This is a genomic window from Zhihengliuella salsuginis (assembly GCF_014651715.1).
GTDB lineage: Bacteria > Actinomycetota > Actinomycetes > Actinomycetales > Micrococcaceae > Zhihengliuella > Zhihengliuella salsuginis.
Genome location: NZ_BMXK01000016.1, coordinates 1 through 16406 on the forward strand (window position 1 = coordinate 1; position 16406 = coordinate 16406).

At 70.2% G+C, this 16406-nt stretch carries 17 protein-coding genes; 6 read left to right on the forward strand and 11 right to left on the reverse strand.

What is annotated here, in order from left to right:
• Positions 1-63: 63 nt before the first annotated feature.
• From IE069_RS14560 to IE069_RS14570, 3 genes are all read right to left on the reverse strand, one after another.
• Positions 64-477: an arsenate reductase ArsC gene (locus IE069_RS14560; RefSeq protein ID WP_189351402.1), complete on the reverse strand. Its 414-nt coding sequence runs from the start codon at positions 475-477 to the stop codon at positions 64-66.
• Positions 474-1589: an ACR3 family arsenite efflux transporter gene (gene arsB / locus IE069_RS14565; protein WP_268245181.1), complete on the reverse strand. Its 1116-nt coding sequence runs from the start codon at positions 1587-1589 to the stop codon at positions 474-476. Before arsB ends, IE069_RS14560 begins: the two co-directional genes overlap by 4 nt.
• A gap of 105 nt (positions 1590-1694) precedes the next feature.
• Positions 1695-3191 (reverse strand): FAD-dependent oxidoreductase, encoded by a 1497-nt coding sequence (locus IE069_RS14570; protein ID WP_229791186.1) that lies wholly within the window; start codon positions 3189-3191, stop codon positions 1695-1697.
• A gap of 143 nt (positions 3192-3334) precedes the next feature.
• Between IE069_RS14570 and IE069_RS14575 the strand changes: the two genes are divergently transcribed.
• Together IE069_RS14575 and IE069_RS14580 are read left to right on the forward strand one after the other, a co-directional pair.
• The gene (locus tag IE069_RS14575) at positions 3335-3706 is read left to right on the forward strand and encodes an ArsR/SmtB family transcription factor (protein ID WP_189351408.1); all 372 of its coding nucleotides are present in this window, start codon (positions 3335-3337) and stop codon (positions 3704-3706) included.
• 19 nt (positions 3707-3725) lie between these two features.
• A complete protein-coding gene (locus IE069_RS14580) occupies positions 3726-4136 on the forward strand; it encodes an arsenate-mycothiol transferase ArsC (protein WP_189351409.1) in 411 nt (136 codons plus the stop codon).
• Between the two features lie 12 nt (positions 4137-4148).
• On the opposite strand, the gene IE069_RS14585 is transcribed toward IE069_RS14580, so the two are convergent.
• The 3 genes from IE069_RS14585 to IE069_RS14595 form a co-directional block, all read right to left on the reverse strand.
• Positions 4149-4676: a hypothetical protein gene (locus IE069_RS14585; RefSeq protein ID WP_189351411.1), complete on the reverse strand. Its 528-nt coding sequence runs from the start codon at positions 4674-4676 to the stop codon at positions 4149-4151.
• Positions 4677-4767: 91 nt separating this feature from the next.
• Entirely contained in the window at positions 4768-5463 is a 696-nt protein-coding gene (locus tag IE069_RS14590; protein WP_189351412.1) for a hypothetical protein, read from the reverse strand.
• A gap of 25 nt (positions 5464-5488) precedes the next feature.
• Positions 5489-6244 (reverse strand): DUF5058 family protein, encoded by a 756-nt coding sequence (locus tag IE069_RS14595; RefSeq protein ID WP_189351413.1) that lies wholly within the window; start codon positions 6242-6244, stop codon positions 5489-5491.
• A gap of 227 nt (positions 6245-6471) precedes the next feature.
• Between IE069_RS14595 and IE069_RS14600 the strand changes: the two genes are divergently transcribed.
• Positions 6472-7950: an amidase gene (locus tag IE069_RS14600; RefSeq protein ID WP_189351414.1), complete on the forward strand. Its 1479-nt coding sequence runs from the start codon at positions 6472-6474 to the stop codon at positions 7948-7950.
• Here IE069_RS14600 and IE069_RS14605 read toward each other — a convergent pair.
• From IE069_RS14605 to IE069_RS14615, 3 genes are all read right to left on the reverse strand, one after another.
• Positions 7879-8838: an Lrp/AsnC family transcriptional regulator gene (locus IE069_RS14605; protein WP_189351415.1), complete on the reverse strand. Its 960-nt coding sequence runs from the start codon at positions 8836-8838 to the stop codon at positions 7879-7881. The genes IE069_RS14600 and IE069_RS14605 overlap by 72 nt on opposite strands.
• 83 nt (positions 8839-8921) lie before the next feature.
• Positions 8922-10349, reverse strand: a complete 1428-nt coding sequence (locus tag IE069_RS14610) for an APC family permease (protein WP_189351416.1) — start codon at positions 10347-10349, stop codon at positions 8922-8924.
• Between the two features lie 200 nt (positions 10350-10549).
• Positions 10550-11515: an iron-sulfur binding domain-containing protein gene (locus IE069_RS14615; protein WP_373287827.1), complete on the reverse strand. Its 966-nt coding sequence runs from the start codon at positions 11513-11515 to the stop codon at positions 10550-10552.
• A 63-nt stretch (positions 11516-11578) separates the two neighbouring features.
• Between IE069_RS14615 and IE069_RS14620 the strand changes: the two genes are divergently transcribed.
• From IE069_RS14620 to IE069_RS14630, 3 genes are all read left to right on the forward strand, one after another.
• Positions 11579-12229, forward strand: coding sequence for a hypothetical protein (locus IE069_RS14620; RefSeq protein WP_189351417.1), 651 nt, complete (start codon positions 11579-11581; stop codon positions 12227-12229).
• A gap of 161 nt (positions 12230-12390) precedes the next feature.
• Positions 12391-12684 (forward strand): ArsR/SmtB family transcription factor, encoded by a 294-nt coding sequence (locus IE069_RS14625; RefSeq protein ID WP_189351418.1) that lies wholly within the window; start codon positions 12391-12393, stop codon positions 12682-12684.
• Positions 12681-13067: a VOC family protein gene (locus IE069_RS14630; RefSeq protein ID WP_189351419.1), complete on the forward strand. Its 387-nt coding sequence runs from the start codon at positions 12681-12683 to the stop codon at positions 13065-13067. The genes IE069_RS14625 and IE069_RS14630 overlap by 4 nt, the downstream gene beginning before the upstream one ends.
• A gap of 103 nt (positions 13068-13170) precedes the next feature.
• Here IE069_RS14630 and IE069_RS14635 read toward each other — a convergent pair whose 3' ends face one another.
• Both IE069_RS14635 and disA read right to left on the reverse strand, forming a co-directional pair.
• Positions 13171-15123, reverse strand: coding sequence for an HNH endonuclease signature motif containing protein (locus IE069_RS14635; RefSeq protein WP_189351420.1), 1953 nt, complete (start codon positions 15121-15123; stop codon positions 13171-13173).
• Positions 15124-15271: 148 nt separating this feature from the next.
• Positions 15272-16348, reverse strand: a complete 1077-nt coding sequence (disA, locus tag IE069_RS14640) for a DNA integrity scanning diadenylate cyclase DisA (protein ID WP_189351421.1) — start codon at positions 16346-16348, stop codon at positions 15272-15274.
• Between the last annotated feature and the right edge of the window lie 58 nt (positions 16349-16406).

The following is a 16406-nucleotide window of genomic DNA, read 5'->3' on the forward strand; positions in this document are numbered from 1 at the left end:
TAATGTCCCAGCAGCAAAGTCCAGCAGACGCGCCTTAAACCCTGCGATTAGTTCAGCAGTCTCCTAGGGGGCAGCGGGGGCCAGGGACGCGATCAGTTCTTCGATGCGCCCCTTGATCTCGTCGCGGATCGGGCGCACGGAGTCGACGCCCCGGCCCGCCGGGTCCTCCAGTTTCCAGTCTTCGTAGCGCTTGCCCGGGAAGTACGGGCACTCGTCGCCGCAGCCCATCGTGATCACGACGTCGGAGGCGGAGACCGCGTCGGTGGTCAGCACCTTCGGGACCTCGGCGGACATGTCGATGCCGAGCTCGGCCATGGCCTCCACCGCGGCCGGGTTCACCGATTCGGCAGGCGCCGAGCCCGCCGAGCGGACCTCGACCCGGTCCCCGGCCAGGGTGGTCAGGAAGGCCGCAGCCATCTGGGAGCGCCCGGCGTTGTGGACGCAGACGAACAGGACGGACGGCTTGCTGGCGGTCATGGTCGGTTCCTTTCGGTCAGGGAGGGGCGGGCCGTGAAGAACTTACGGGACCACAGGGCCACATAGACGAGGGCGACCAGGATCGGGACCTCGATGAGCGGCCCGACGACGCCGGCCAGGGCCTGGCCGCTCGTCGCGCCGAAGGTGGCGATCGCCACGGCGATGGCCAGCTCGAAGTTGTTGCCCGATGCTGTGAAAGCGAGCGTGGTGGTGCGCTCGTAGCCGAGCCTAAGCGCATGCCCGATCAACATCGAGGCGAAGAAGGTGACGAGGAAGTAAACGATCAGTGGGAGGGCGATGCGCACGACGTCGAGCGGCCGGCCCGTGACCTGCTCGCCTTGGAGGGCGAAGAGCACGACGATCGTGAAGAGCAGACCGTACAGGGCCCATGGGCCGATCTTCGGGAGGAACGTCGATTCGTACCATTCGCGGCCGCGGGCGCGCTCGCCGAGCGTGCGGGTCAGGAAGCCGGCGATCAGCGGGATGCCGAGGAAGACCAGCACGGAGAGGGTGATGGCCCAGACGGAGAACTCGGCGCTCGTCGTCGGCAGTCCGAGCCAGGACGGGAGCAGCTGGAGGTAGAACCAGCCGAGGGCGCCGAACATGAAGACCTGGAACACCGAGTTGATCGCCACGAGCACGGCCGCCGCCTCGCGGTCGCCGCAGGCCAGGTCGTTCCAGATCAGCACCATGGCGATGCAGCGGGCCAGGCCCACGATGATCAGGCCGGTGCGGTACTCCGGGAGGTCGGCGAGGAAGATCCAGGCGAGCACGAACATGAAGGCGGGCGCCAGCACCCAGTTGATCACCAGCGAGGTGATCATGAGCTTCTTGTCGCCGATCACGCGCTGGGTCTCGTTGTAGCGGACCTTCGCGAGCACGGGGTACATCATGACCAGCAGGCCGATCGCGATCGGCAGGGAGACGCCGGCGATCGTCACCGATTCGAGGGCCTCGCCGAAGCCCGGGACTACCGCGCCCAGCCCGAGCCCCAACGCCATGGCGGCGATGATCCAGACGGGAAGGAAGCGGTCGAGGGTGGACAGCTTCGCGACGATGTGCGCGGTGTCCTCCCTCGGCGGGGCGGGGGTGCGGGTGCCGGTCTGGGCCACGGGTGGTTCTCCGAATCTTGTATCGATGATCATCGATGCATGTTTGCGTCAATCTTCGCGTCATCCATCGATGGATGTCAATGTACGGTGCTGTGCCTCATGGGGCTATGCAGGCCCCTGCCGCCCGTGGGCCAGGCCCGTCGGGATCCCGATGAGTGCCGGCTCCGGGGCGGTGCAGCAGGAGTCGGCTCCGCCGCCGTCCGTGGCCTCCGCGGCGGGAGCGGGTACGTCGCAGTTGCTGCCGGCGCCCGCCGAGCAGACGCCGGTCTCCGGCAGCTCGAGCTCGAGGCGGTCCGCGCTCGCCGGGTCCCCGGCCAGTGCCGCGGCGATCGAGCGGACCTGCTCGTAGCCGGTGGCCATGAGGAAGGTGGGTGCGCGCCCGTAGCTCTTCATGCCGACGATGTAGAAGTCCTTCTCCGGGTGCGCGAGCAGGCGCGCCCCGTGCGGTTCGACGGTGCCGCAGCTGTGGAACTCGGGGTCGATGAGCGGCCCGAGCTCGCGGGGCGCCTCGACGGCGGGGTCGAGTTCGAGCCGCAGCTCGCGCAGCACGTCCAGGTCGGGGCGGAAGCCGGTCGCCGGCACGAGTGCGTCGACCGTCAGCTCGGCCCCGCCGGCCGGCGTGCGCCCCCGGACGGTCAGGCGGCCGCCGGCGGGTTCCGTCTCGGCCACGCTGAAGGAGGTGCGCAGTTCGATCCGGCCCGTCTCCACCATGTTCTTCAAGCGCATTCCCAGCGCCCCGCGGGCCGGGAGGCCGTCCTTGTCGCCGCCGCCGTAGACCCGCTCAGGGTCCGCGCTGCGCAGCGCCCACGTCACGCGCGTGCCCGGCTGCTGGTCGGCCAGCCGCCCGAGCAGGAGCAGCGTGTTCGCCGCCGAGTGGCCGGCGCCGACGACCAGCGTGTGCCGGCCCGCGAACCGTTCGCGGTCGGCGCCGAGCACGTCCGGCAGCGCCGACGTGATGAGCCCGGCCGCCCGCGCCTCGCGTTCGCCGGTCGCCTGCAGGCCCGCCGGGCCCACCGGGTTGGGCTGCTCCCAGGTCCCGGAGGCATCGACCACGGCCCGTGCGTAGAGGTTCTTCACCACGACGCCGGCGCCCGGCCCGGCCGCATTACCGCGGGGTTCCGGCGTGGTGGCGGCGATGCGCACGAGGAACGGCGAGGCGTCCCGGCCGCGCGAGTGCGTCTTGTCCAGGCCCCGCCCGTCGGCTCCGGCCCGCGAGACGCCCGTGACGCGGTGGTTCAGGTGCAGGATGTCCGCGATCGGCCCGGTCGCCGCGAGCGGGGCGAGGTACTGCTCCACGAGGTCGGCGCCGGTCGGCAGCCGCTTCGGGTTCGGCGCCTCCCAGCCGGCCGAGTCCAGCAGTCGGCGCGCGGCGGCGTCGATGTTGTACTGCCAGGTGGAGAACGTCTTGGTGTGGCCCCACTGGGACACCGTGGCGCCGACGGCCGGCCCGGCCTCCAGGACGACGACGGCGACCCCGCGCTCCAGCAGGTGGGCGGCCGTCGCCAGGCCGATCGGCCCGGCTCCGATCACCGCGACGGGCAGCGCCGCGTCGTCGTGGTGGTTGAGATCGCTGGACGTGGCGGGGAGGGCGGTAGTCTCCACGGGGGTGCTCCTGACGCGGGTGGGGCCGCGGTGGGTGGTCCGACGGTAGGTATCGACGTTCGTCGATGTATTGAGTATGATGTGATGCATCGACAACTGTCAATCTTTGCCGGGCTCGCCCCGGCGCGTGAAGAGGAGAGGCCATGGCGGAAGCGCTGGTAGAGACGCCCGGGGCGGCCATCGACGACGCGTGCTGCGTGCCGGCCGACGGCCAGGACGGCCTGAGCGGCGGCGACTCGGCGGCGCTGGCCGCTCGGTTCAAGGCGCTCGCCGACCCGAACCGGTTGCGCCTGCTCTCGCTCGTGGCCGCCGGCGACTCGGGCGAGGCGTGCGTGTGCGACCTGACCGGTCCGCTCGACCTCGGCCAGCCCACCGTCTCCCACCACCTGAAGATCCTGGTCGACGCCGGCCTGGTCACCCGCGAGAAGCGCGGGGTCTGGGCGTACTACTCGGTGGTGCCCGGGGCGCTCGACGAACTGGCCGGCGCGCTGAGCGCGTTCGGCGCGAACGCCTGAGAAGAAGAGGAGAGCCCACATGAGCAAGAAGCCCGCGGTCCTGTTCGTCTGCTCCAAGAACGGCGGCAAGTCCCAGATGGCCGCCGGCCTGATGAAGCGTGAGGCCGGCGGTGACATCGTCGTCACGAGCGCCGGGACCAGGCCCGCCGAGAAGATCAACGCCCTCTCCGCCGAGGTGCTCCTCGACGCCGGTGTCGACATCCGTGCCGAGGTGCCGAAGCCGCTGACCGCCGAGAACATGCGTGCTGCCGGGCTCGTGGTGATCCTGGGCGGCGAGGCGCAGGTCGAACCGGTCGACGGCGTGGAGATCGAACGCTGGGAAACCGACGAGCCGAGCCTGCGCGGGATCGAGGGGCGCGAGCGCATGGAGCTCGTCCGCGACGACATCCATGCCCGGGTGAAGGAGCTCAAGGCCCGCCTGCTCCGCTAGGCCGGGGCGGGACTAGACCGAGGCGGAGGCTTCGGCCGGTGAGATCTGCTGGCGCAGCGCCAGCAGCGTCGCCCGGTAGTCCTGCCGGTCGAACGAGAGCGTTTCCGCGCCGGCGATCGGGGTGGTGCGGTCGGAGCCGGCGACCGTGTCCTCCCACCCGAAGCGGGTCCAGGTGACGGCGTCCTCCTCGACGTGCAGTTCGCAGGAGAGGTACCCGCAGGCCTCGTTGCGGCAGATCGGGCAGAACAGCAGGCCCACGCGCTGCGGCCCGGGACCCTGTTCCAGCCCCAGCAGGTGGTCGATGCGCAGCAGGCCGGCTGCGGGAAAGGACGAGCGGAGATCGGCCATCTCGGCCGGCATGTCCTGGGCGCCCGACCAGTCGCGGATCCACTCCTGCAGGGGCATTCCGTCGACCTGGATGTTCCAGATCTTCTGCGTCAGAACGACCGCGCTCCGGCGCCGGAAGACGCCGACCCGCTTCGTGGTCCGGCGCTTGGCGATCGTCTCCGTGAAGGAGAGCACGTTCTGCCCGGGGCTCATCTCTTCATTATCGGCATCTTTCGCCCCGGCCGGGGGATATTACGCGGTCGGGTCACAGGCGAGTCGCGCCGCCTCCACCCCGTGCTCTCTTTCAACAGGCGCGTTTGCGGGCGAACCAGGAGACCAGGACTGTGGCGACGACCCCGAGGGCGGTGCCGAAGTGCGTGAGCGCCGGCACGGCGGGGATCACGGCGAAGACGACGACGACCGCGGCCGCGAGCGAGATCAGCGTCGGGCGCAGCTGGTTGACGCTCGCGATCGCCTGGACGAGGACGGCGCCGACGATCGCCGGGAGGATGTACATGCGGGCGACCTCGGTGACCGACTCCGGGATGGCGCTGAGCAGCCAGGTTCCGAAGATGCCCACGAAGACGAGCAGCGAGGTCAGGTGGACGATCGCAGCGCCGCAGATGCCCATGACGGCTGCCAGGTCGCCCTGCTTGCTGCCCGGCTTGGCGTCGATCCGGCTCTGGGCGCAGATGGCCGCCGGCAGCAGCTTGTTCGAGATGTTGCCGATCATGAACGCCTGGTACATGGCGGCCTGGCCGAGGATCGGGAAGTAGGTGACGGGTTCGACGACGGCGAAGACCAGGAACGTCGCGGCGACGGCCGTGTAGGCCGTGACGATGTGCGCGACGGTCACGCCGACGTCCATGAAGAGGGCCACGTAGAGCGGTCCGGCCAAGGAGATGATCAGGCCGGCCAGCATGGTGAGCCGGCCCCAGCGCGACGTCGTGCGTTCGAATGCCTGCATGCCGGCAGGGCTGTCCGTGATGGTGGAGGTCATGGGATTTCCTTCTCTAGCGGTCTCGTCAGGCGACGGTGGCCGTGTGGGCGAAGTAGGCGAACGTCAGGGCGACGATGATGGAGATGCCGAGCGCCCATTCCTTGAGCCAGCCGGCGTTCAATTTCTTCGCTGCGAACAGCAGGCCGGCCATGACGAAGGTGGAGACGGCGACCGTGATGGCACCCAGACCGGACTTCGGCAGCTCGGCGACGGTCAGTGTGGAGAAGGCACCGAGTAGCGCGGCCCCGGGGATCAGCGCCATCGCCGCCGGGTTGACCTCGGCGAGTTTGTTGCCGCCGCGCTTCATGATCGGCGTCAGAAGCAGCGTTGCCAGCATCCAGGCGCCGCCGCTCAGGCTCATCGCGATGAACGCCACCGCGTAGACCGTCTGCGTGTAGTCGGGGCCGCCGAGGTCGGCGCCGAGCGCGCCGGAGGCGATAGTCGCGGAGGCGACCTCGGTCGAGACGGAGCCGATGAGCCCGATTCGGACCAGAACCGCGGGCGTTCCGAAGAGCGCGAGCAGCGCGATCGCCACGATCACGACCGCGAGCGACGGGCCCACCGAGGAGATGGCACCGGAACGCAGGGCCCGCGTCAGATCGCGGTTGTCGAGACCGACCGAGGTTCCCGCCGTGCGCGCCGCCTTCATGTAGATCGCGGTCTGAACGAAGATCACGGCGAAGACGCCGAGAGCGAAGATCCAGAGGATCGGCGAGTTCGCCACGGCGGCGATGTCCGTGGAGGCGCCGCTCGCGGCGGCGGCCGCTGGTGTGCTGCTCATGGAGAGTCCTTCCGAAGCACGGAAAATGTGATGTCCATAACATTCACACCCGCTGCGGGCCGGTTCAATGAATGGCGGATTCGGACGACAACTCGTCGAAATCCGCCACGGGCTGTGAATTCGGCGCCCCGGCTTCCCAGTGCGAGTGAGCTCGAACACACTCGGTGTAGATGGATGCGCAGCCGGCGGTGTCGCCGCCTGCCGGCCCGCCGACGCTAGGAGAAACCATGACCGACCTGCACGAGAAGTCCGCCACCGAACTCACGGGCCTGCTCGCCGCCGGGGAACTGTCCTCGCGGGAACTGACGCGAGCCCACCTCGACCGCATCGACGCGGTGAATGCCGGCCTCAACGCGATTGTCACCCTCGATGCCGAAGGGGCCATGGAGCGGGCAACGGCGGCGGACCGCCGGTTCGCGGAGTCAGGGCCCGCGGGCCTTCTGCATGGATTGCCCATGACACACAAGGACACCCATCAGGTCGCCCGGATGCGGTCGACGAACGGGTCGCCCGCGTTCGCCGACCACGTCCCGGAGCGCGACGACCTGATCATCGCGAGGCTGCGCGCCGCCGGAGTCGTCGCGACCGGCAAGTCGAACGTGCCGGAGTTCGGTGCGGGGTCCCACACGTTCAACGAGGTCTTCGGCACCACGGTGAACCCCTATGACCGGACACGCAGCGCCGGCGGCTCCAGCGGCGGGTTGGCGGCCGCGCTGGCCGCGCGCATCCAGCCCCTCGGTGAAGGGAGCGACATGGGAGGCTCCGTGAGGATCCCTGCGTCGTTCTGCAATGTGTTCGGTTTCCGCCCGTCACTCGGGGTGATTCCGATGCCGAGCGAGCGGAACGCCTGGGCCTGGCTCGGCCGGGTCGGCCCCATGGCACGGACGGTTCAGGACCTCGAGCTGTTCATGCGCGCGACGAGCGGGCCGGCCCCGGAACTGCAGCTCCAAGCCCCACTCGAGGCCTCCGCTTTCGGCGGCGAGGCTCCGGCCGACTTGCGCGGGGTGCGGATCGGCGTCAGCCGGGACTTCGGGCTGGGGGTGCCCGTCGAGACGCCCATGCTCGCGGCGCTGGACCGCGCGGTGGCGGTCTTCGTGTCTCTGGGCGCCACGGTCGAGGAGGCGACAATCGACCTCTCCGAGGCGGACCGGGTCTTCGGCGACACCCGCGCCATGGACTTCGCGTCCGGGCTCGGCGGTCTCGTCGACTCCAAGCGCGAACTCGTGAAGCCGGAGGTCGTCTGGAACGTCGAGAAGGGGTGGGCGCTGAGCGCCCGGGACCTTCTCGAGACGACGGCGGCGGCGACGCGGCTGCAGGAGCGGGTCCGCGCCTACTTCCAGACGTTCGACCTGTTCCTCACCCCCGGTGCGCAGGTACTGCCCTTCGACGCGTCGATCCGCTACCCCGAGCAGGTGGCCGGCGTGGAGTCGCAGACCTACCTCGATTGGATGCGGTCGGCGTGCCTCGTCTCCGCGACGGGACTGCCTACTGTCGCGATGCCGGCCGGCTTCAGCGAGTCCGGGCTCCCGACGGGCGTCCAGCTGTCGGCGTTCCACTACCGTGATCCCCAGCTGCTGCGCGTCGCTCGCGTCTTCGAGGCGGCGACGGACTACGCGCGGGTCGCGCGCGACGTTTCAGGTGACGGAGGGGGCGTTGAGACGACCACCGCGTTTGCGGGCGCGCACCACCATGGTGATGTCGAATGAGTCGACGCCGGACGCCCACTCGGACTCGGTGACGAACCGGTAGAGTTCCTCGCCTGTCGGCAGGGTCACGTCGACGACGATCTGGGAGCTGCCGGCCAGCGCCGCCGCGTATCGGACCCGGCTGTCGCGCCGCAGCGATTCGCCGATCCCATCGATCTTCCCTGGCGCGATCCGCAACCAGACGAGCGCCTCGAGGGGGAGCCCCACGGCAGCCGGTTCGACGAGCAGGCGCAGTTGAACGCCGTCGTTGCGCAGAATCCAGTCGACCCGGCGCCGCGCCGTCGTCTCCGAGACTCCGGCGCGGCGGGCGATCTCCTCGTAGCTCATGCGCGCGTTGGCGACGAGGCAGTCGGCGATGTCCTGGTCCTGGGCGGAGAGCGCCAGGTCGGCCAGGGACCCCTCGTCGCGCACGGGGCGCGATCCGAGCAGGCTCTCCACCTCGTGCCGGGTGAGCGCGCCGATGCGCCATGAGCGGATGGTCCGGAAGTACTTCAACACGGGCAGCGTCTCGGCGTGCGCTATGCCGGGCGTCGTCGCGAGCTCGATGGAGACCAGGTGCGCCAGCCGGTCGCGGGTGGTGAGGATCTCGGCAACGACGTCGGTGGAGCCGGTCACCATGTAGGAGAAGCTCGAATCCGCCCGCGTCGCCAGCGCCTCGGCGGTGACCGGCGCGGAGCCCGGGGCGCACCGCGCCCGCACCAGCAGCGACGCCGACCGGGAGCGGATCCCCACGGCGGCGATGCGGCCGCTGGCCAGCAGGTCCGTACCGTGGCGGGCGATCGTGCGCTCGTTCTCGTCGAGAGCCTGGGCCACCGTCCGCCAGGAGGCCCGGGGGTTGAGCTGCAGGGCGGCGGCGATGCGCCGCTCGAGGGCGTCGAGTACGTCCATCCGGTCAGCAGCCTCCTTCTGTGGCGGTCCAGCTGGAAGCCTAGCCCAGGTGTGACGGCCACCTCACCTGCGGGGCCGGGGGCTCAGCGGCGCGAGCGTACCGCCGCGAGGACCTTCTCCTCCGCGTCGACTCCCGGTGCGATGCCTGCAGGTACGCGGACGAAGAACACCGCGCCGAGCACCCACCACGCGGCGAAGATGATCCACGGCTCCCAGGACAGGGACGCGGGCATCCCCGGCATGTACAGGCTGAAGAGCGCGGCTGTCAGAACCACGGAGGCCCAGCCGGCGACTTCGCCGATGCGGCCGGAGCCGCCGATGCGCAGCGGGCGGTCCATGCCGGGTTCGCGCCGGCGCAGCACCAGGAACGTCACGGAGACCAGGAAGTAGGCGACGATGATGCTCGGGGCGCCGGAATCCACGAGCCAACCCAGCATCTGCGCGCCGAAGAACGGGGCGATCATCGACACTACGCCGATGGCCAGCAGGGCCCGGTGCGGTGTGCGGTACTTCGGGTGCAGTTCCCCGAACCACGCCGGGAGCATGCCACTGCGGGCGAGGGAGTAGACGAGCCGCGAGGCGCCGAGCAGCAGCGAGTTCCACGACGTCAGGATTCCGGCGATGCCACCGGCGATCATGATCTTCGCCATGAGGTCCGAATTGAACAGGGCCCCGAAGGCGTCCGCCGTCGCGATATCCGCGGTGGCTAGGCTCGCGGCGGGCATCGCGGTCGACGTCGTGAGGATGACCATGACGTACCAGACGGTGGCCATGCCGACCGAGATGACCACGAGCTTGCCGATCTTGCGGGCCGACATGTTGATCTCCTCGGCGGCCTGCGGGATGACGTCGAATCCGATGAAGAGGAATGGGATGGCGACCAGCACGGCGAAGAATCCGGCCATGCCGCCGCCGAACAGCGGCTCCATGTTCTGGGCCTCGCCGCCCGTGAACGAGCCGAAGATCAGGAGCAGACCGATGACCATCAGGAACAGGACCGTGAAGGTTTGGACCACACCAGCCTGCTTGACGCCGCGGATGTTGATCCACGTCAGGGCGATGGCTGCGGCCACACCCACGAGGGCCCACGTCAGGTTGACCTCGAATCCGGCGACCGTCCACAGGGGGATCAGGCTCATTCCCGGGAAGATGTACTCGACGGTGCGCGGGAAGGCGACGGCTTCGAAGGCCACGATCGTGACGTAGCCGCCCGTGATGGCCCAGGAGCCGATGAAGGAGGGGCGCGGGCCGAGCGCTCGCAGGATGAAGTTGTGCTCGCCGCCGGCCTTCGGCATGGCGCCCGTGAGCTCGGCGTAGGTCAGGCCGACGACGGCCATGATGCCTCCGCCGACGACCATCGCGGCCGCGGCGCCGAGCGTTCCGGCGCTTTCGAGCCAGCCGCCCGTCAGCACCACCCAGCCGAAACCGATCATGGCACCGAATCCGAGTGCGAGCGCGTCGATGTTTCCGAGGGACTTGGCGAGCGTCCTGTCCGCGGTGCTGGTCATCATTCTCCTGTTTCCGTCACGGTTGGGGCGTAAAGACCGCCTCCGAGCATAGAGTTGCGCGGATCACACGCTGATTGCCGGGTTGTTTAATCTACGCCCGGAAATTCGCCTGAGTGGCAGATCCGCGTCAGGCGCGCTCCGAGGACGCGGTCGACGTCGGATTATTACGTGCTCCGCGCCCCCGCGCGGGGCCGACCCCGTGGTCAGTGCGGCAGCGCGATCCCGTGATCGCCCTCGTGCGCGAGCCCGTCCGCGAGCAGCGATGCCAGGCAGCGCTCCAGCTGGTCGGCCTTCGCCTCCGTCGCCAGCACGACGTCGGCGCGCACCAGTTCCTCCCGGCCCACCGGGTCCTCGGCCCGGCGCAGCACCGCCATGAACGCGCCGCGCACCTGGCGGTCGGTGCCCGCCCACGGCTGGCCCTTCGGCGTGTAATGCGGTGCCGGTTGACCGGCCGCGATCCAAGCGCAGGTCGAGGCCAGCGGGCAGGCGTCGCACTTCGGATTCCGCGCGGTGCACACCAGTGCACCCAGTTCCATGACCGCAGCGTTCCAGCGGCACGCGAGGGCGCCGTCGTCGTACTTGCCCCAGGGGCCGGGCAGGCGCGGGTCTGCCGCGTCGCGCGGCGGCATGAGTCCGCTCGCCAGGCGTGACTCGGCTGCCGTGTAGGAGGGTTCGGGCAGGGCGTTGCCGGTGACGGCCCGCGCGTGGACGCGCCGGATGTTGGTGTCGACCACGACCTCCGGGGCACCGAAGGCGAAGCACGCGATCGCTGCGGCGGTGTACTCGCCGACGCCTGGCAGGGAGATGAGCTGATCGTAGGTGCCGGGGACCTCGCCGTCGTGATCCTCGACGATCCGCTGCGCCGCGGCGTGCAGGCGCAGTGCGCGGCGCGGGTATCCGAGTTTGCCCCACGCGCGCAGTGCCTCGCCGGATGGTTCGGAGGCGAGGTCGGCCGGCGTCGGCCAGCGGTCCATCCATTCGTTCCAGACGGGCAGCACGCGCACCACGGGCGTCTGCTGCAGCATGTACTCGCTGACCATGACACCCCAGGGGCCGGCCTCGGGACGCCGCCAGGGCAGGTCGCGGCCGTGCTCGTCGAACCAGCCCGTCACGCGGGTGTGCAGGTGGTGCAGAGCGGCGGGTGCGGGGATCTCGGTTGTCTTCGGCACCCGAATACCGTAGCGCGGCGCGCGTTGACGCGCTCACCGCCCGCACGGCTATACGCTTGCTCCATGGCAACCCCACGTCGTCGTCCCAGCCCGGCCGTCCTCCGCCGCCGGCGCCTGGTCGTGCTGATCGCGATGCTCGTCGCGGTCGGTCTCGTCGCCTGGGGATCCATCGCCGCGGTCGGCGCCTTCCGTGCCATGACGGCGCCGGACACGGCGGGCGCGCCCACGTCGCCGGCGGGAGAGTCGGGCGACGCCGCCGCGAACGGGACGCCGTCAGCCGATGCCAGCGCGAGCGGCTCGGCAAGCCCCAGCACCAGCGAGGAGCCCACGAGCTGCCAGCCAGGCGACGTCGTCGTGAAGGCCTCCACCGAGCAGCGTCAGCACGGCCCCGAGGACAACCCGGTGCTGGTCATGACGGTGCAGAACACGGGCGAATTCGACTGCGAGGTGAACGTCGGCACGGGCCAGCAGGAGTTCCTGGTCAAGAGCGGCGACGACCGCATCTTCTCGACCGCTGACTGCGTCGCGGACCCGGCTGACCTCGACATCACCATGGAGCCGGGGCAGGAGGAGACCGCCCGGTTCACGTGGGAGCGCGTGCGCAGCGCCCCCGGATGCCAGACTGTGGCGGCGAAGCCGCGGCCGGGCACCTACGTGTTCGAGGCGAAGCTCGGAAATCGCGAGTCCAACGTCGCCGTCTTCGAGCTCCAGTAGTTCCGGCGCGCCACTGGAGCGGTCAGCATGGACGGCTGCCGGAGCGGTTTGCCAGGACGGCCATGTGCTTCCGCCGCATGTCGGGTACCGGCCGTACGGCACAGGTATCGATGAACGCCAGGCCTTGACAGGCAAGTAATTGCTTGCATATTGTCCGAGTCATGGCAGGCGACGTTTTCAAGGCCCTGGCGGACTCGACCCGTCGCTGCATCCTGGACGAACTCGTCGAGCGCGACGGGCAGACGCTGTTCGAGCTGTGTACGCGTCTGGTCTCCAAGCACGGGCTCGATTTGTCCCGGCAGGGGGTCAGTCAGCACTTGGCGGTCCTCGAGGATGCGGAGCTGGTCCGCACCCGCCGCAGCGGCCGCTACAAGTTCCACGACCTGAACACCGAACCCCTCGAGCCGCTTGCCACGCGGTGGCTGAGGCCCGAAACCCCCGGAGGAGCATCATGAGAATCCACCAGTTGAGCGTCTACGTTGAGGATCAGGCTGAGGCGCTCGCCTTCTACACGGACACCCTCGGTTTCGTGAAGCGACACGACATCCCTCTCGGTGCCGACCGGTGGCTCACCGTCGTCGCACCGGACGTGCAGGACGGGCCGGAGGTATTGCTCGAGCCCAACCGCCACCCCGCTGCGCGTCGGTATCAGCAGGCGCTCGCGGCGGAGGGCATCCCGGTTGTCTCGTTCGCCGTCGACGACGTTGCCGCCGAGTTCGACCGCCTCACGGCCCGCGGTGTCGAGTTCACGCAGGATCCGTTGACCATGGGGCCGGCTACTACGGCGGTCTTCGACGACACGTGCGGCAACCTCGTGCAGATAGTCCACATGGATTAGTCGACGGGGAGCCGGTCGTCCTGCGTCGTCGAAGCGAGGCGGCGCATGTCAGTCCGCACTGTCGTTGTCGCGGGCCGGCCCATGTCAGCCCGTACCGTCGTCGTCAGTCGTCGCTGTCGGTGGTGGGGGCCGGGGCGTCTGTCCACGGGGGTTCATCGTCGGGGGCGCTCCATGCGGTGCGGCGTTCTTCCGCGGTCTCGGGTTTGATCCGGGCCGCGGCTGCGTCCCAGCGGGCGGCGAATTCGTCTTCGGTCTCGCCCCGGCGCGTGGCATCGCCGCTGCCACCATCACCGCGGCCACCATCGCTGGTCTCTTCTGCGCGGGTTGAGGTGTCTGCCGCGGGGTGTCGGCCGGGGTCCAGGCTCCAGGGCCAGGGCTCGCTCGTGCTGCCGCCCGTGCTGCTGCCAGGGCCGTGTGAAGTTTTTCTTCCCGGGTCTCGGCCGCCCACACTGGTGCCGCTGTTCTCGGGTGGTGCCGGTGTTGGCCGGTGGTGTCGGCTGCGGCGGGTGATCGCGTTCGGGGCCGGCCGGTATCCGCCGGACGGATCGGCCCAGGCCGGTGCCCGTACCTCGGGTACGGCCTGGTTCATGCGGATCTGCCACCCGGACTGCTCGAGGTGGTGGTGGTGCCACCAGCAGAGCAGGACCCCATTGTCGGTGTGGGTGGGGCCGCGGTCGGCGTGCTCGATCACGTGGTGGACCTCGCACCAGGACGCCGGGATCGTGCAGCCGGGGATGACGCAGCCGCCGTCGCGGGCCGTGATCGCCCGGCGCTGATGGGCGGTGAAGACCCTCTCCTTGCTGCCGAGCCCGATGACCCGTCCGGTGTGGTCGAAGACTATTTTCTGCACGGCCCCGGTGCACGCGATCCGGTGTCCGATGCGTGCGGGGGCGGGCAGGTCGATGCCGTCGAGGGTCGCGATCCCGGCCGGGTCGGTCAGGTCCTCGGCGTTGACGTGCACGAGCAGGGTCGCGGTGTCTCCGCCGAGGGTGGGGGTCTGCGTGGAGCGGGCGGCGGCGGAGAGGATGGAGGCGAGCACGTCGTGGCGCTTCTGCGCGGGTGTGCGCTCATCGAGGACCACGGGGACGGGGGTCCCGGGGGTGGTGGCCTGCGCGGCCCCTGGTTCTGTGGCCACTGCTCCGGTGGCCGGTGCCGGATGGCCGGCCTCGCCGGCCGTGTCCGGGCTGTCAGCCGTCTTGCTGTTCTGGGCGGCGGGGTTCAGGTGCGCGTCCAGCAGGCGGGTCAGCTGGGAGGCGGTCTCCGGCATCAGGTGCCCGCGGACCGGGACCAGTCCTCCGCGGACCGGCCCGAGGGTCAGGCCGCGGGCGCGGGCGGCGCGTTCGGCGTCCGGGGCGGGGCCGTCCTGGTCCAGGAACGCCTGCCACGTCTGCGCCTGGATCTTCAGCTCGGCGAACGTCGGCCGCACGGCACCATCGGCTGCGGCGGGCAGCTCGCGGGCGCCCTCTGACCCGGTCTCTGCTGCGGCGTCCGGGCCGTCGCCGGCGGGCCGTGCCGTGTCTCCTCCGGTGGCGGCGGCCACGAGCGCGGTCTCGGCCGCGGCCGTATCCGCCGGGTCCGCCCGGCCTCCGATACGGGAGAGCATCCCGGTGACCAGTTCGGCGGTCTCCAGGCCGATGGCCCCGGCGTGCAGGGCGTCGGCGACGTCGGGGAACGCCGCCGGCAGGGTCTGGCCGGTCAGGGAGGAGCCGGTGCGGGTGCGGGCGTCCAGGGCCGCCCGGCGGCGGACCTCCGGCCCCGGCGCCTGGGTGAGGCGTTCGAGCAGCTCGGCCGGGGCCCGGCACCCGTGCCGGGCGGAGAGGGGGTCCTCGCCGAGTCCGCGCCGGGAACGCTGGTCGACCTCGCCGGCGACCCGGACCCGGAATCCGTCCACGAGCCGTCCCAGTTCCTCCGCGGCCCGGACTGCTTCGACCAGGTCCGTGTCCGTCATCCCGGCCACGGGATCGCAGGTGCCGGCGAGGAGTTCCGCGGCCGCACGGAGCCGGTCCGCCGGCTCGGCCGGCGGTGTCGGGGTCTCGAACGGGGGTGCGATGGCCATACCCCTATTTTAGTATGTATGACCTAGTTGTGGTAGGGGTGTGGACAACTAGTCGAACAGGAATTCGATGTTGATGCGGGCCACCTGGGGCAGCGCGGGAGTGGTCCGGGCGGCCAACCCGCGGGTTGCCCGGGTTGCGGCCGCGCGGTCAGGAGAAGCGGTCGAGCAGGCTGGATTCGGCGACCTTCGAGAGGTTCTCCCGCACGGTCTTGGCGCGCTGCTCGCCGATGCCGTCGACGTGCATCAGATCCGTGATGTTCGCCGCCATGAGCTCTTGGAGGTCGTCGAAGTTCTCCACCAGCCGGGCGGCCACTGCGCGGGGGAGGGCCTTGATGCCCGCGAGCAGGCGGTGGCCCTTGGGGCGCAGGGGGGTCTCGAGGGTGTCGGGGTGCGTCGCGCAGCCGAGAACCAGGGCGATCTTGTTCAGGTCGACGATCTCGGCTGAAGAGAAGCGGCGCAGCTTCGACAGTGCGGCGTCGATGGCCTCCGGCGTCGTGCCGTTCTTGGAGTAGTCCTTCAGCAGCACGTCGCTGCCGGGGCCGAGCCCCGCCGTGAGCTCGTCGAGCTGCAGCGAGAGGAGGCGGCCGTCCACGCCGAGCTCGAGCACGTACTGGGCGATCTCCTCGGAGATGCGGCGCACCATCTCCTGGCGTTGGAGGACGACGGCGACGTCGCGGACCGTGACCACGGCCTCGATCTCCAGCGACGAGAGCTGGCTCGTGACCTGGTCCAGGCGCATCCTGTAGCGCTCGAGCGTGGCGACGGCCTGGTTGGCCCTCGCCAGGATCGGCTCCGAGCCTTCGAGCACGTGCCGGATCGAATGGACGTAGATCGCGATGGTCTGCATCGACTGCGACACGGAGATGACCGGGAAGCCGGTCTGGATGGCGACGCGCTCGGCCGTGCGGTGGCGGGTACCCGATTCCTGGGTCGGGATCGAGTGGTCGGGGACCAGCTGGACGGCGGCGCGCAGGATGTTGGAGGAGTCCTTGTCGCACACGATGGCCCCGTCCATCTTCGCCAGCTCGCGCAGGCGGGTGGGGGAGAAGTCGATGTTGATGTCGAATCCGCCGGAGCAGATGGAGTCGACTGTCTTGTCGAACCCGAGGACGATCAGCCCGCCGGTGCGCCCGCGCAGGATCCGCTCCAGGCCGTCGCGCAGCTGCGTCCCGGGCGCGACGCGGGCCAGCGTTGCGCGGAGCGCGTCATCGGGGCTCTTGGTCATGTTTCTTCCTCGGGTGCGATGGCCGGGCGGGGCGTGTCTTTTCCTCAGTGTAGGCGCA

What these genes read in the sequence shown, in the direction of transcription:
- IE069_RS14560 (WP_189351402.1), bottom strand. Translation starts at nt 477, where the DNA reads ATGACCGCCAGCAAGCCGTCCGTCCTGTTCGTCTGCGTCCACAACGCC.
- IE069_RS14575 (WP_189351408.1), top strand. Translation starts at nt 3,335, where the DNA reads ATGGCGGAAGCGCTGGTAGAGACGCCCGGGGCGGCCATCGACGACGCG.
- IE069_RS14580 (WP_189351409.1), top strand. Translation starts at nt 3,726, where the DNA reads ATGAGCAAGAAGCCCGCGGTCCTGTTCGTCTGCTCCAAGAACGGCGGC.
- IE069_RS14585 (WP_189351411.1), bottom strand. Translation starts at nt 4,676, where the DNA reads ATGAGCCCCGGGCAGAACGTGCTCTCCTTCACGGAGACGATCGCCAAG.
- IE069_RS14590 (WP_189351412.1), bottom strand. Translation starts at nt 5,463, where the DNA reads ATGACCTCCACCATCACGGACAGCCCTGCCGGCATGCAGGCATTCGAA.
- IE069_RS14595 (WP_189351413.1), bottom strand. Translation starts at nt 6,244, where the DNA reads ATGAGCAGCACACCAGCGGCCGCCGCCGCGAGCGGCGCCTCCACGGAC.
- IE069_RS14600 (WP_189351414.1), top strand. Translation starts at nt 6,472, where the DNA reads ATGACCGACCTGCACGAGAAGTCCGCCACCGAACTCACGGGCCTGCTC.
- IE069_RS14605 (WP_189351415.1), bottom strand. Translation starts at nt 8,838, where the DNA reads ATGGACGTACTCGACGCCCTCGAGCGGCGCATCGCCGCCGCCCTGCAG.
- IE069_RS14610 (WP_189351416.1), bottom strand. Translation starts at nt 10,349, where the DNA reads ATGATGACCAGCACCGCGGACAGGACGCTCGCCAAGTCCCTCGGAAAC.
- IE069_RS14620 (WP_189351417.1), top strand. Translation starts at nt 11,579, where the DNA reads ATGGCAACCCCACGTCGTCGTCCCAGCCCGGCCGTCCTCCGCCGCCGG.
- IE069_RS14625 (WP_189351418.1), top strand. Translation starts at nt 12,391, where the DNA reads ATGGCAGGCGACGTTTTCAAGGCCCTGGCGGACTCGACCCGTCGCTGC.
- IE069_RS14630 (WP_189351419.1), top strand. Translation starts at nt 12,681, where the DNA reads ATGAGAATCCACCAGTTGAGCGTCTACGTTGAGGATCAGGCTGAGGCG.
- IE069_RS14635 (WP_189351420.1), bottom strand. Translation starts at nt 15,123, where the DNA reads ATGGCCATCGCACCCCCGTTCGAGACCCCGACACCGCCGGCCGAGCCG.
- disA (WP_189351421.1), bottom strand. Translation starts at nt 16,348, where the DNA reads ATGACCAAGAGCCCCGATGACGCGCTCCGCGCAACGCTGGCCCGCGTC.